The 15,239-nt window shown below is 46.2% G+C and carries 10 protein-coding genes; 2 read left to right on the top strand and 8 right to left on the bottom strand.

The features are described from left to right. Window positions 1-4 precede the first annotated feature (4 nt). Both pepE and nhaA read left to right on the top strand, forming a co-directional pair. Window positions 5-712 carry a dipeptidase PepE gene (gene pepE / locus KCV26_03650; protein WZX37489.1) on the top strand — a complete coding sequence of 236 codons (708 nt, stop codon included), beginning with the start codon at window positions 5-7 and terminating at the stop codon, window positions 710-712. An 11-nt stretch (window positions 713-723) separates the two neighbouring features. Continuing rightward, window positions 724-1,950 carry a Na+/H+ antiporter NhaA gene (gene nhaA, locus KCV26_03655; protein WZX37490.1) on the top strand — a complete coding sequence of 409 codons (1,227 nt, stop codon included), beginning with the start codon at window positions 724-726 and terminating at the stop codon, window positions 1,948-1,950. A 470-nt stretch (window positions 1,951-2,420) separates the two neighbouring features. Here nhaA and KCV26_03660 read toward each other — a convergent pair whose 3' ends face one another. The 8 genes from KCV26_03660 to KCV26_03695 form a co-directional block, all read right to left on the bottom strand. After that, complete coding sequence (locus tag KCV26_03660) at window positions 2,421-3,941, bottom strand: arylsulfatase (protein ID WZX37491.1); 1,521 nt, start codon at window positions 3,939-3,941, stop codon at window positions 2,421-2,423. 148 nt (window positions 3,942-4,089) lie between these two features. Beyond that, complete coding sequence (locus tag KCV26_03665; GenBank protein ID WZX37492.1) at window positions 4,090-5,541, bottom strand: sodium:solute symporter; 1,452 nt, start codon at window positions 5,539-5,541, stop codon at window positions 4,090-4,092. 47 nt (window positions 5,542-5,588) lie between these two features. Next, complete coding sequence (locus tag KCV26_03670) at window positions 5,589-6,758, bottom strand: exo-alpha-sialidase (protein WZX37493.1); 1,170 nt, start codon at window positions 6,756-6,758, stop codon at window positions 5,589-5,591. A 40-nt stretch (window positions 6,759-6,798) separates the two neighbouring features. After that, complete coding sequence (locus KCV26_03675) at window positions 6,799-9,120, bottom strand: hypothetical protein (protein WZX37494.1); 2,322 nt, start codon at window positions 9,118-9,120, stop codon at window positions 6,799-6,801. Window positions 9,121-9,151: 31 nt separating this feature from the next. After that, on the bottom strand, window positions 9,152-10,711 hold the full coding sequence (locus KCV26_03680) for a neutral/alkaline non-lysosomal ceramidase N-terminal domain-containing protein (protein ID WZX37495.1): 1,560 nt from the start codon (window positions 10,709-10,711) through the stop codon (window positions 9,152-9,154). Beyond that, window positions 10,708-11,586 carry a polysaccharide deacetylase family protein gene (locus KCV26_03685; GenBank protein WZX37496.1) on the bottom strand — a complete coding sequence of 293 codons (879 nt, stop codon included), beginning with the start codon at window positions 11,584-11,586 and terminating at the stop codon, window positions 10,708-10,710. The genes KCV26_03680 and KCV26_03685 overlap by 4 nt, the downstream gene beginning before the upstream one ends. 73 nt (window positions 11,587-11,659) lie before the next feature. Next, window positions 11,660-13,015, bottom strand: coding sequence for a PhoPQ-activated pathogenicity-like protein PqaA type (locus KCV26_03690; protein WZX37497.1), 1,356 nt, complete (start codon window positions 13,013-13,015; stop codon window positions 11,660-11,662). A gap of 34 nt (window positions 13,016-13,049) precedes the next feature. Further along, entirely contained in the window at window positions 13,050-15,239 is a 2,190-nt protein-coding gene (locus tag KCV26_03695; protein ID WZX37498.1) for a hypothetical protein, read from the bottom strand.

Here is a 15,239-nt window from a genome sequence, read left to right on the forward strand (position 1 = left end):
AAAGATGAGATTATTGTTAATCAGCAACTCCACGAATCCAGGAGAAGCTTATTTGGATTATCCCAAAGAGCACATTAAGAATTTCCTGGGCGACAGAGCCAAAAACGCTATTTTTATACCTTATGCGGCCGTCACGTTCTCTTACGATGAATACGAAGAAAAGGTGAACAACAGGTTTGCCGAAATCGGACATCACGTAACCGGTATTCACCGGTTTATCAATCCCGTAGAGGCTATTGAAAATGCTGACGCAATAGTGGTCGGGGGTGGGAACACCTGGCAATTGGTGAAAATTCTTCAGGAAAAAGGATTGATGAAGGTCATTCGGAAGCGCGTAAAGAAAGGAACACCGTATATCGGGTGGAGTGCTGGCTCAAACATTGCCTGTCCCACGCTGAAAACCACTAATGACATGCCTATTGTGGAGCCGGATAAATTTAAAACGCTCAAGCTGGTTCCGTTTCAGATAAACCCGCATTACCTGGATGATCATCCGGCCAACCACGGTGGAGAAACCCGCGAGGTGCGCATCAACGAATTTATCGAAGTCAATAGAGATCTTTTTGTCGTTGGACTGCGCGAAGGAACAATGTTATTGCTGGAAGACAAGGAACTGGTTCTTGTCGGAGAACGTAACGCACGTATTTTTAAATTTGGGCAAGAGCCCAGGGAGCTGTCCCACGAAGATGATTTCAATTTCTTACTTTCATAAACAGTCCATTTATGACTCAGCATCTACACCCTACAGGAACAAAAAGCCGTAAATTTACCATAACAGATTTCCTACACGACAGTCGTGCAGTTGGCGTACTGCTCCTGCTTTGCACAACAGCATCACTCATTTTAACCAATTTACCCGGCATCGGCGAAAGCTACAACCATTTTTGGGAAACGGAAATTCCATTCTTACACTCCATACATTTACCACACAGCATCCTGCACATAATAAACGATGCCTTAATGGCGTTATTTTTCTTTCAGGTGGGCATGGAAATCAAGCGTGAAACAGTTATAGGCGAGCTCTCTACACCAAGTAGAATGATGCTACCGATGGTTGCCGCATTGTTTGGCGTTATTTTCCCGGCAATCATTTTCTTAACAGCCACCAAAGGAACGATTTATCAGTCGGGGTGGGCCATTCCCGCAGCAACAGACATTGCTTTTTCCCTGGGAATTTTAAGTTTATTGGGAAAATCTGTCCCGCACTCGATGAAAATCTTTCTTACCGCACTCGCCATCATTGATGACCTCTGTGCTATCCTGATCATTGCTTTCTTTTACGGAAGTCAACCTGAGTTTATGTGGCTATTGGGAGTTGCAGCGTGTATTATACTGATCGTACTGGTAATAAAATATTTACGAAATCCCCTATCCAGAATCTTATATCTTTCACTCGGAGTAGTGATGTGGTATTGTATGTATCAATCGGGTATTCACGCTACTTTTGCAGGGGTGATTCTATCCGCATTGCTTCCTGTAAAAAAGATTCCGGTCTATGAAAAAGTACTTTTGTTTCCTGTCAACTTCCTTATCATTCCCATTTTCGCGTTGGCCAATACCAGCATATTTATCAACGGCTCGGCTATAGCTAATTTGTTGGGCGAATTATCCATCGGGATTATTCTTGGTTTATTAATCGGAAAGCCGGCAGGTATTTCATTGGCTGTGTATTTAATGACAAAAACGCGAATCATCAAGCTGAAAACCAAACCAAACTGGATGTTATACATAGGTGTGGGTATCCTCGCCGGAATAGGTTTTACGATGTCAATTTTTGTATCGATGCTGGCATTCGACGACAAATCCCTGCAAGACACCGCTAAACTGGCAGTACTGGTAGCATCTACTTTATCGATGATAATTGGGTATACCTGGCTGAGAATAGCCCTAAAGAAAAAAAAGGAGGAAAAGCTGGAGAATCTTTCACCGGAAGAGATGATCGCCGGATAAAACGAAAAAAAGCTGTTCGGATGAGCAGCTTTTTGTTAAATATCTGGTGTAAATTGTAGTTGAAGTAAAGCATTCGGATCAGTTACCGATCGCGATGCTATCACAGAGATACTGGCCTGCGGTTACGCAAGCTTGATTTCAATGTTCTGATCCTGCTGATTCGATTAGTCTGATATACAGCAGATCCTTTGTTGATATTTTGTTCCAAATACTTGATTTGAGACAAAATGTCTTCTTTTGTAAGGTTTTTGATGTTCATAATTTTATCCTTTCTTTAAAAGTTATGATTTATCGGCAACCGTTTACAAGAAACTTTTTTCAGAATAATGTTGATAACCTAAAATTGATTTCTAATAACTCGCTTGCCATTAAAATCAGTACAAAGATAGAGAAAAATATGTTATAAAACATATTTTCTTGATAGATTTTTCACCGCCCATCATAGATAAAGACTATAGATACGTAAGAGTTTAAAGTTCCAGACCTGTACCTTTGGCCTTTTCCTCTTCCAAAATCTGCTTCATAAATTTCACCATCAACGGATTTTCTACGGCCACATTATCGTATTCTCCTCTGTCAATGGTGATATTGTACAATTGGTCTTCAGGATTATTTCCCAACTCGGTATTGGTATGTGCAGAATATGCATTTCCCTTGTTCGGCTCTATATATTTCCAATCACGGGTCAGCAATGTCAAAGAACCGGCAGACCCAATAATATAATCCCTTCCTTTAGGGTCATTGCCCAACCAGGCGGGAAGGTGTTTCTGTGTATCGAACTGCCCGGCTTCGGCAAGATCTATTCCCGCAAGTTCGGCAAGGGTGCCCAGCATATCTATCTGGGATACCAACGCATTGGAAACTCCCGGACAGACGTTTCCTGTCCAGTGAACAATAAACGGCACGCGTGTCCCCGCTTCAAATGTGCTGTATTTTCCACCCCGGAAAGGACCCCACGGTTTATGATTTTTAAGTTTTTCGACAGCTTCATCCTGATATCCGTCATCCACCACAGGACCATTATCGCTGGTGATGATAATAAGCGTATTATCGTAAACTCCGGCTTCTTTGAGAGCACGAACCACCTCACCCACCGACCAGTCGAATTGTAAAATAGCATCGCCCCGATATCCCATATCGGTCTTCCCGCGAAAACGCCCGTGCGGATAACGAGGCACGTGAATATCGTTAGTCCCAAAATAAAGAAAGAAAGGGTTATCCTTATTACGCTCAATAAATCGAATGGCATGTACCGTGATGCTGTCGGCTATGTTTTCATCCTCCCAAAGTGCCGACTTCCCGCCTTTCATAAACCCGATACGAGAAATTCCGTTTACTACTGCCATGTCGTGTCCGTGGCTCGGTTTCAGTTTCGTCAGCAATTCGGGATTGTCTTTTCCGGTGGGTTCGCCGGGGAAGTTTTTGGTGTAACTCACTTCTATCGGGTCTTTGGGGTCTAACCCCACGGCTCGCTGGTTTTCCATGTACACGCACGGTACGCGGTCGCCCGTTGCCGCCATGATGTAGGAATAGTCAAATCCGATTTCTGCCGGCCCGGGAGATACCCTTTCGTTCCAGTTTTGTTTCCCGGTTTCGGCGCCCATTCCCAAATGCCATTTGCCCACGGCACCGGTGGCGTATCCAGCTTCCTTCATCATCTTGGGTAACGTGTATCTGTCTGGTTTAATGATAAGTGCGGCATCTCCGGCTGCAATACCCGTTCCTTTCCGGCGCCACGGGTATTCTCCCGTAAACAGGCCGTACCGGGACGGCGTGCTGGTGGCTGCGGCCGAATGGGCGTTTCTGAACCGCACGCCGTTGTTGGCGAGCGCGTCCACATAAGGGGTTTGCACGCGTGTGGCCCCGTAGCACGAAAGATCGCCGTAACCGATATCGTCGGCGTAAATGAGGACAATATTGGGTTTCTGCTGAGCATATAAAGCAGAAAAGGCCGTGGCTCCAAAAGCCAATATTCTAATTTTTTTATCCATACCGGAATTAAATTTATTATTGGTCAAGACTAAAAACGAATGAACTTGACATCTTGTTTTTCAGATAATCCTCAGTAAAGATACTCATGTTTTTCCTGTTTTCACTAAACAAATCGGTTAAAACGGATCTAGTCTGCGATAGCTTTTCCTAATTACCCTTCTTCAGCCTGCTACCTGCAATTGCCAGCAACATGCCGACAGTAAAAATAACGAGTGTTCCCAGAACAATGGTTAAATAATTGTGAAAAACGGTTTGTTTGCTTAACGACATCCAAGCAATGAGCAATACGCCGCAAATCACTCCTACAAAAGCATATGACCCTTTTATCCCACGAGCTATATATCCCAGGAAGAATAACCCCAGCATGCCTCCGCTGAAAATTGCCGCCATGCTCCACCAAGCATCCAACGCGCTCTTCACAGACATCATGGCTAATCCCACACCTACTCCCAATGCTCCCAGGATGACTGATGTGGCGTGCAGGATATTCATTTTCCTCTTTTCGTCGGCTTCACTGTGAGAAGTCACATTAAAAAAATCGGTTAATACAACCGTTGCAGAGCTATTTATGCTGGTAGAGACCGTACTCATTCCTGCAGCAAATATGGCAGCGATCAACAGGCCGGTAAATCCTGCCGGCAAGCCATTCACGATAAAATAGGGAAATACCTGGTCTCCGGTAACCGTTTCCGGAAGCAAACCGGGCTGGGTTTTATAATAAACGAACAACGCCGTGCCAATAAAAAAGAACAATAAACTGACGGGTACATACAAAAGGCCGCCAAAAAGGGCCGAAAAGCGTGCGCTCTTCTCATTTCTGGCCGTCTTATACCGTTGCACATAATTCTGATCAATGCCGTAGTTCTGAAGATTAATGAACAGCCCGTATATGAGTGTTACCCAAAACGTGGGCTCATTCAAAGTCAATCCCAAACTCCCCAGGGAGAATTTATCGTACTCCATTCCGATACGCAACAGTTCGTTACCTCCTCCAGGCATGGATACCATAAGGATTACCAGACAGGCCAATGCCCCGGCAATCAGAATCAATCCTTGTATGGCATCGGTATAAACAATCGCCTTGATTCCTCCTAAAGCCGCATATAACACTACGCAGACTCCTGTCAGGATAATAATCAACGGGATGCTCCAGCCCAGCATGGCATTGAGCGGAAGCGCCAGTAGAAACAGGACAGAGCCGATACGGGCAATTTGTGTTAACAAGTAACAACTCGAAGCATACAATCGGGCCCATTTTCCAAAACGCTCTTCTAAAAAACTGTAAGCTGACGGGCTGTTGATACTCCGGTAGAAAGGGACAAAATACCTTGCAGCAAAAAAGATAGCAACCGGAATGGACAGACTGAATACAAATGAATTCCAGTTTCCTGTATATGCATTGCCGGGCAGTGCCAGAAAACTGATGCTACTTACGTACGTGGCAAAGATAGACATCCCAACCACAAATCCAGACATCCCCTTTCCTGCGGTCATAAAATCACCAGCGGTTTTATTTTTCCGCAAAAATGAACTCCCGAACAGTACAGTTCCTAGGGTAAAAACAAGAAAAATAACGATATCAATAACGGTTAACTGCATAAAGTATAATTAATCTAAAGTGTTTTCTATTGCAAAACCTGTTGCCTTTACTTCCATTTTCCAGGATCGAAAATGGTGGATGCGATGTACCGGTACGGGGTTGAATCTTCATCGTTCGCATTGTTCCAGTAGTAGATCAATACCAATTTCCCGTCTGGTCTTTGTACCATGCGCGGATAACCGGCATCGCGGTTGGCGCCGTCGCCGCTTCTGAGCACAACCTCATCGCTCCAGCTTTCTCCGTTATCCGAGCTGAAACGCACATTTACACGGGAACCGTATACGCTCCGATAAATATAGGCCAAGGCCAACCGTCCGTCTTGCAGTTTGACCAGTGCCGGCGGAGAGCCTCCGTTCCCCGTATCGTTTACAGGATTCTTTAATCTGGCCCACGACTTACCGTTATCGGAAGAACGGTAAGCGGTCAGTAAATCCTGCCTTTCGGCTGTTCTCGTACGAATGATAGTTATCAATTCCGTATCCGATAACCGCAGCGATGAAGGCATAATATCGAATCCTCCCTGCTCATCGGTAATCCACGAGACAAACTCCCAGTTTATACCCCCATCGGTTGTTTTCGCAAAAGCAACACGCCCTTCTTTTTTGTTTGTTTTTGCCGTAGTAAGAAACACGCTGAGTTCCTGATCGCTTTCCACTATGTAATCGGTACGGTTTGCTATTCCTGCCGTACCTAAATCCGGAAAGGAATAGGGGCCCGACCACACACCCCCTTTGTTCATGGAATAATAAAAATGGGTAGGCCCGTTGTTATTGTTATGGCGGACAAATGTAATGATAAAGCCGGGATCGGTAAAGTCTTCCACCGGTGTTTTTAAAGCTACCGGCGTTTCCGCCTTGTCTACAGCGATGCTGTGATCATTCCCCCAAGCCGTTTGCCCCTGTTCGTAAGCGTCCTCTATCGTCCAGGTTTCTCCTCCGTCGGTACTGCGGGCGTATTTATGGTGTGCTGATGATTGGTTATACGTATGTAAGCCGTCTGCCGGTTTATAGTCTGCCTCGACAAATCCCACTAATATCTCATTGTCCCAGATCCATATACCGTTGTTCGCAGGCCAACCGCCATACTTGTTTTCCTGGTAGTAGACAATGCCGTGTTTGATGCCTGACGTTGGCTCCGTATTGTGTTTCTCACTTGGATAGCTGCTACAGGATAGCGCCGTTACTAATAATAAAGTTACAATGGAAAATGATTTCATACCTTTTTATCGTTTAATGTTCGTGTATGTATATTCTTTTTTAATTCCGTTTTAACAGCCAGATATCACAGATTTTAGAATGTTGCCGCCAGTTCAGGTGCGATTCTTCCGGTTCATCGAAAGTTACCGTGATGCTGCCGTCTCGCGTATAACGGGGGTCTATCAGAAACTCCTTGAATGTTTCCAATTCTTTGTTGTACAGGACAGGGGTTATCCTTTCCCCATCCACTCTGAGCAAAGCATCTCCGTATCCCGCAACACGAATCAGGTAACGCCCATCAGGATCCAGGTCCGTGTACTCCAACTCCGGATAGTTCTGAAACAACTGTGTTGACAGGCGTTTACGGGAAATACCGTTATCCCACCAGGCAAAATCGGTAGCATCATACACTGTTGTTAAAACATGTGGGCTTTTGGCAATGTTTGAAACATTGTCGTAGTAACTCCCTTTACCCGGATTTTCCCATTCACTTAGGACTTCTATACGTTCCAGCTTCTCTCCATCTGTGGGCATTTGTTTTATTTTTTGAAATTCATCCGCCAACCACCAGCGGTTATTCAACGGATAGTCCAGAAAATCCAACGTACAACCCCTTTCCGGCCCGCTTGCCCTATATCGTTCGACGCTGGATTGCAGGGAAACAGACAAAAACAGGGAGTCGGCATAACCGTAAATCTTCTGCTTCAATCCAGGAGCAACATTGATTGTATCGGCTTCATTAACTTTATCCAGCGCTTGTTTCATAGCTTGCTCAATCCCTATTGAGCCTGCGCAGGAGAGTATGTGGTTTGCTTCTTTCTCCAGGTTTTTCTCATAAAGGTTCCGCCTGCGTATGTAAGCATCGTAATTAGCCCGGTAGAGACACATTTGCCATCGCCAATTTCGGCTGAGATGCGGATATTCGTGTTCCAACCTGTTCCATTCGCTCAACGTCAGTTCAATTCCGGCATTCTCGTTAATGGGCCCGTCCCAGTTCTTCTCTAAACCTATAATCGCGTTCGTAGCAGATTCAGGATTATCCATTCCGAAAAAGAAACGTACGTATTGATTCATAATTTCCGTGACGTCTTCATCCGGGTTCCACCCCTTCCGTGTCCAGATGAACTTATTTACGTCGTCGTTTATTCCGTCTGAATAGGTAATGAATCCGTCGGTATGCGGGGCATATTCATTGTGTACCTTAGCGTAATAAAACGGCTGCGGATTAACGGGCTCACGCCCCAAAGTCAGCGCAAAAGCCTGATCCCAGTTAAGTGTGGGGTATTGACACCTGACGGTATGTGTCACATCGGGGTAATGGCGGTGCATGTATTTGTCCGGCAGGCGATAGCGGGTTATCGCCAGAGAAGGGCTTCCGGGGCCGCTAACAACCCCTTTCAGCCAATCGGGCGATTTTTCGGTCAGGTACTTGAAAAAATAATCGGTTTGTTCGTCGTTGAATCCCTGTAACGATAACCAGATTCCGGCACCGGGATGGTATTTTTGCAAATCTTTCGAAACGGTTTCCAGGAAGGGCAGTAATTCCCGCGGGTGATTATCACCGGGGTCACCTCCCGGGATAAACACATGGTCCAGTTTAGGACAACTTTTGTAAAAATCGGCATGCTTTTGATGTTCTGTTTTAAAAACAGCATCGTTGGATAGTTTTTCAACTGGAATCCACACCCAGTAATCCATGCGATACTTTTCACACATTTGACTGATGAGGATATTCATCTCCTGAGGCGATGTTTTCATGTGAGGACTATCCGAAGTGTCGAAAGGAATATTTTCTATACTGTTTGCACCAAAGAGGGCTAATTCACGAATGTATCGGTCGTATTGCGCGGGACTCCACCCGTCGTATGAATTCGCTGTGTTCCGGTAACCCAGTTGATGACCGCGTACCGGGTATGCTGGGGCAGAACAGATGGCATTACCGGAATTGAAAGTGATCGTCTGGGACTCGAAGAACATCGTTCGCAGCAGGTGGCCTACAGCGAACAACAGGCCTCGTTCATCTTTTCCTATCAACCAGAGCGTTTTTCTCTCGTTATCACTGTCCAACGCTACGGTATACGATTCATCTTCTGTTGGAAGTTCGATACCCGACGGAAAAGGCTCTCCGTAAAGTGATGCGTCAGCGGCCAGAGAAAGAGCAATGTTGGTACCTGTCCATTCCCCGCCCTGGGGTAAATGGATATGGGAAAGCCTGTAGGTTTCCTCCCGAAGAATGTCGACAATAGTTTCCCTGAAGTCAGGAACAATGTTTTCAGAAACAATCAGGGATGCGTTGGTGAAGTCATGATTTTCACCAGACACTGGAGCCACAAACAGGCTATAAAAAATGAAAAGAGGAATCAGCATATTTTTTTTTGCCATCGCATGAAAAGAGTTTGCAGTGAAAAAATATTCAATACGGCTTACCGGGTAGCTCCTTCAACAGCTGACGCAACTCTTCATACAAAAGAGGAGCTGTTTCCGGGCCGAGCGAGTTCTGTTCACCGTAATAAGGCCTGTCCCGGTATACATACGGCTTCTTAACATCCCACTGGCTCTTTGGGATGATATAACCGATCTCATCATTGGCCAGCCCGATACCAAAACGGAACGTCCCCTGCATCATATCGCGCAGGGGAGGTGCTTCCTGCGGATCGACCGGAAAATCCCGGCCGGGCAGTGCTACCACACCTCCATTCACTATTTCGGGATAGAGCTCTCCCGGAAAGGTAATGAAACTGGCCGGGCCGATGCTCCACACAGCCGCTTCGGTACGTTTTTTCATCCATCCGGTCATATCTGCATCCATAATCCCAATTGCCGCAGCGAGCCGAAACAGACGATTCCTCAGAGGAAGGTCGAACGTCTTTGCACGTAAATTGATGCCGGCCTCCCTTATCTCTACAGCCTTTTCCTCCATCGTGCGGAGTATGATCAATCCGAGGGTGTCTCCCTGTGCACGGATCTTATCGAATGACGGCTCTACATACACCGTATCGCGGAACGGGTCAACCACTTCCATGGAGGCATGGGTAGTCATCAACCCGCCTACAGCGCCGTTCACATAGAGAGCAATTCCTCCGACGCCCTTTCTGATGATGTTGTCTCCATGATAGACCCCCTTCTCGACAACTTCTCTCAGGTAGTGGGGAAAATCAGAAGAGATAAGCAGGTTCCTGCTCCACAATGTTTCGGGATGATTGCCCCATTGAATCAGTGTCCCCAACGTTTCTGAAGTCTCGGCATCGGTCACCTGCATCATCCGGAGGCCTTCGTCAAAGACATAAGGTTCGCGGGTATCTTTTATGGTTACCCTCCCTTCCGTGAGGTTTTGTGAGAAACGAAAATAGGCCGGACGCATTGCTTCAACAGCTTTCAATACAGATTGGACCACCTGTCTCTTCACGTACTCTTTCCACTCCTTGTTGACCCCGCTCCTGAAAGGTGATTCGCCCCAAAGGCCCAACAGGTCGGGCCCCTCGTGGGTATGGGTTGATGCGATCACCAGATAGGTAATGCCTGCTTCTTCCGGTACCATCTTCCGGATATCGATTACCATCGGATGGAACATGCCGATCACATCCATTGCAACCAGAGCAAGGCGGGTAGTGCCGTCATCCAACACCATTGTCCGCGCCCACAGATCGTCGTGAACACCCCGCGCGGCGACTTTATTCCCAAAACCAGCAATCCAGTGTGTATCAAACTTCCCGTTTCCGTTCAGGTCTTCATACGTATCTCCTTTCTCGGGTTCATAACGTGCATTGTTATCCGTATCGTTCCAAGGCTCCATATACTCCGGCGTAATGGAAACTGCGGCAAAGCCGGCGCGCATCACACCGGGTTTCCTGTTTTCTATTATCAGGTCGGTGCGATATCCCGGGTGGCGGTCACGCATATTGATGTAACCGTAGACACAGATCAGGGTTATTACAACCAGAAGTGAGATCCCGATAGTTTTTATTACTTTCATTTCTTTCTCTGAAGTTCCAACAAGGGACGGTAGCTGATAACTATAATCCCTTCCTTCTCAATCAGCTCTTTTAACTCATTGCTGGTGAAAAACTCCAGCTCTTTAATGCGTTTCGCTGCCGAATTGGTGATGGTGCGGATTTCTTCTCCTTCAGCAGATGCGTGAACGTAAATTTCCGTAACTCCGGGCTTCAGGTTTTTGATATAGTTTGTCCAAAACCCGGCTACATTTTCCGTAGAATACCCTTCAAACTCTTCGTGTATGAAGTAGTCGGGGTGTAAAATGCCTTCCCTGCGGCAAATCTCCCTGTAATCGGGAGCACCCAGGTTGTTAAGGGTCGTTTGAGAAGGCATGCGTAGTGGGAGATTAAACTCTTTTGCCAACTGAATGTACACCTTCATATAGTCCGGCGAATATTGGTAAGTACCCATGTGCGAATCAATATGGGTCACAGGTATACCACTATCCAACGCTTTTTTAAGTTGGGCGCGTCCTTCAATCAACGCCTCCTCCGGACCTGAAGAGGCATATACCTCCATAACTTCTTTCCACATATACCCTTGCCCGTCATACAGTCCGGGCACTTCGTTGCGGGGAGCCACGGTTCCCCATCGATAGTTTTTCCATTCCGAGGTCAGTGTCAAATGTACCCCAAAACCTTTACAGGGATTAGCTGCTGCGTATGAGGCAATCTCATTGTACCAGGGACAGGACGTCATTATGGTCGCCGAACTGATCAGTCCGTTTTCCATTCCCTCCACCGTAGCTTTGTTGGCCGCATGGCACATGCCGGCATCGTCATTGTTGATGATCAGGATTTTGTCGTTTCGTGTAAATCCCAATTTCTCAGCCAGGGTTTGACTGTACAAGTTCATGCAAGAATAAATTAGAATCAGTAAAAAAAAAGCTGTTTTTTTCATATTTCTCCAATAATAAACGGTGGATGTCCTATTTTACGAATACCTGTTTTTTGTCTGCAACGAAGGTACGTGAACTTACCGAATATTCACCTCCATTGGGGTCGGGATAAATCAAATCGATGTAGAATGCAGTATAGGAATCTTTTGGATATTTCAAGCGGGCCTTTACAGTGGACCCATCTTTTGGATCCGGTTTTATTTCCCGGCTTGTCCAGGTAGATTGGCGAAAGTCGCGGCTATCTGAAGAGGAGGACCACAACCTGGCACCTATCAATTCCCCGGAACTTGCTTTAACCTCCAGATCAATATTTCGCCCCTTTTCGTTAAGGGTCCATGAACAGGCCGGTATAGGCCTATTTGTCAGGTTCAGGGCAAAAAAGGCACTCAAGGCGGCCAGGGCCTGCTTCTTATCTCCCAGGTTGTGGCCGGCATTAGCCACATAATGCAGTAAGTTATGCCCGGGGATCTCGTTGATGTAGTGCTTTACTGCATCAACAGTCCAGTAAGGGTCATTGGTACCCAGAATAATCATTTTTGGCAATAGAAGCTTATCCTTGTATGAGTAGGGGTCTATCATCTTTACAACAGCACTTCCAAAGTCACTGTTTATCGACTGCGGTATCTCGAGATCCACATAATCCTGAATTTCTTCACTGTATTCTCCATACATCTCCTTTTGATAATCCAGTGTCGCCGGCATGTTCAACATGTCAATGACCATGGGGGCAATGGCAACGATCCGTTTGTCTTCCGTCGCAGCTGACAGCCACGTGGTCCATCCTCGTTTTGAAGCTCCTGATACGACAAACCGGTTAAGTTCCCGCCCCAGGTGTTCAGCCGAGAATGCCTGTACCACATCCATTGCTTTAATGGCACTTTTTGTCATGGGGAAAAGCAGCGGCCAGGAGTAATCCTCATCTTTTTTAAACTCGTTCAGTGTATAGGATATCAGGGCATCTTCCGTTAATCCGTCGTACAGGGGCTGGTTAGGCACCTGGCGGAGCAAAACGGTTATCGCCTTGTTCTTATGCGCTAAATCGGCCATAAATGACGTTGTTTCATCGTTTTTTCCCGACACATTGGGAAATCCGTCCTTTACAGATCCGCCGGTAATGAACAAAAGTGCGCCATCGTACGCTATGGTTTGTGGTACAAAAATAATTATCTCGTGTTTCCACAGGATTTGCTGCCATTTTTGCGAGATAAATAAAACCGAATAAGCCTGAGCCTTATCTACCGGATACGTCTCACGTACTTCCCAGGCGTTTGTATTATCGTTGTTATTCAGGTAATGCATCAATGCCGTTTCAGGGGTTACATTCAGTTGAGCGAAACCCACTGACGACATGAACAGTATAAAGATTACAGAAAATATTTTTTTCATTTGTTCGTTGTTTATTAATTAAAATTCGATTTCATTACTCCAAGACTCGTAAGTAACGGGCCATCCAGTAGGGTAGAAGATACTCATCCCCGGCTAAAATCCTGTTGCTTCCCCGGTCGCTATCCAGCTGGAATTCGTTGGCGTTGTGTCGGTTCATCGGACGTTCTCCCTTGGGAAGCAACTCCCGGGAGGATTGTTCCCTGAAATTTCCGATGGAGTCTTTAGGCAAGAACTCTACATCTTTCCGGTGGGAATTTTGCACCGCGTATCTTCGGGTATCCGCAGGAAATTCACGTAAATACCAGATTACAGACTTCTGGTCAATTTCACCCGAGGTCCCGTAAGTCAATAAATTCCATAACGCATTTCGTTCCGGTTTTTCTATTTCCCAATGATCGTTGATCATTTTTTTATATTCATCCCTGAGGGTATCGTCAAATGCGTAATGATACAATACCCAATAGGTAAGAAACGCCATCTCATCATCGGAGTGGTTCCAGTCTTGTCCCATGGTTATTCCCTGGTGTTGAAATCCGGACGTAAACCGGATGTTTTTCATCGGAATTTTCATGTTCTCCAGATAACCGTGGTCCTCCATCATGCGGTACGCCTCTGTTTTATAGATCTCTTTGCCGGTCAGCCTGTACGCCAATTGTAGCCCCGCGATCGTCAGCGTACTGTTTAATCTTCTATCGAACTGCGTTTCAGCAAAAGAGTTTACATACGCTGGATTCCATCTTCCCCACAAGGTGGGCTGGCCATCATAATCAATGAAGTAATAATCGTTCGATACAATATGCGTCATGATCGCATCGATATAATCGGCTACCCTTTGCTTCTCCTCCGGGGTTTCCGCAATAAACTGATCGATAACGGATGCTACGAAAATATATCCTACAAACTCGTCGGTGCTGGTCGTTCCCTTCCACCACCAATCTGGATCAATGGCGGGCCGCCAAGGGATAGTATCCCCCGCAATATATCCTGTTCGCTCAAAGGTCCTGCCTGAGAATCCCGTGATGGGATGAATAACGAGCAGGCGTTCGTAGGGCTCGAACGATTCCCAGACATACTGCTTAGCTGCTTTCTCTTTGGTTACAGCATACCGGAAAGCCTGGCTCCCCAGATAAAAAGAGGTCCAAAGACCATCGTTGTCGTTGTCTTCCAACCGAATCGATGTGGGGTCTTCCGGATCCAACAGCCGGGCTTCAGCAGAAAAACCGAATCTCAAATGGTATTTCCGGAGGTTGTCCTGCAGATAGGTTGCTTTTCCGGCCAATGTTTCCTCTTTGAAATGGATTTTGTTTAACCCGGTGGGAGTAAGCAAGTAGGCATTGCCCGATCGATCCAGTGTCATGTCGATCACGTTGTTCTGGTCCAGCCAACGTTCCTCGGTAAAGTAACGGATACCTTCCCTGTCCTTGTAATATGCGCCAAAGTCTGTTGCAAACCAGTGACGGCCGTTAGCCGACAGCAACTTTCTGATCTCCGGCACGGGTAAGCGGTTGTTCTTTTCCGATATCACAGTACCTTTTTCATCGGTTTCGTAATATCCGTCAACCGTTCCTATAACGATTCTGTCTCCGGCAAGGGCCATGGCGGTTATACCTTCTCCCCGGTGGATCCTGCTCCATTGGCAGTTGTCCAAACGATAAACGGATGTCGGAGATAACAGGTAAAACTTGCCTGCCTCTACCTGCAAATCAATAAAACGGTCTTCGGGTAGTTTAATGTCCGACAGCTTGTTGTTGCCCCGGTATACGGCGCTTGTTCTGTCCCCCAGCAGAAGAACCTCTCCCGATTTATTAACAGCCAAACGTATATATTGATTTTCAGGAAATTGCCCGCAAATATTTCCTGCATGCATGTTAGTCAGGAACCGGTCGGCATAGAGATAATACAGGTAACCCGTTTCTTCCTGGATAGATATATCCATCGGGATCTTATCGGCAAGAGAGCTGTACATAAGGTCTTTGGAGATAATCTCCCCGGGAAAATCCCTGAACACCCCCTTGTCTGTCAATACAAATACGCTGTTGTCTCCGTTAACCACTACTTTTTTTAGTTCAGTCCCATCCCACCCGGGCGACACCCTGTATTTCACCGAAACTGGAGTAACATACGGTTCGTCTTTTACCGAACCCTTGAGCCTACCTCCTCCGGTAGGCCCGCAGGCAAGTAAAACGAGTAAAGAGATAGTTATTAGGACAGAATATATTTTCAT

The sequence above is a fragment of the Petrimonas sulfuriphila genome, assembly GCA_038561985.1.
Taxonomy (GTDB): Bacteria; Bacteroidota; Bacteroidia; order Bacteroidales; family Dysgonomonadaceae; genus Petrimonas; species Petrimonas sulfuriphila.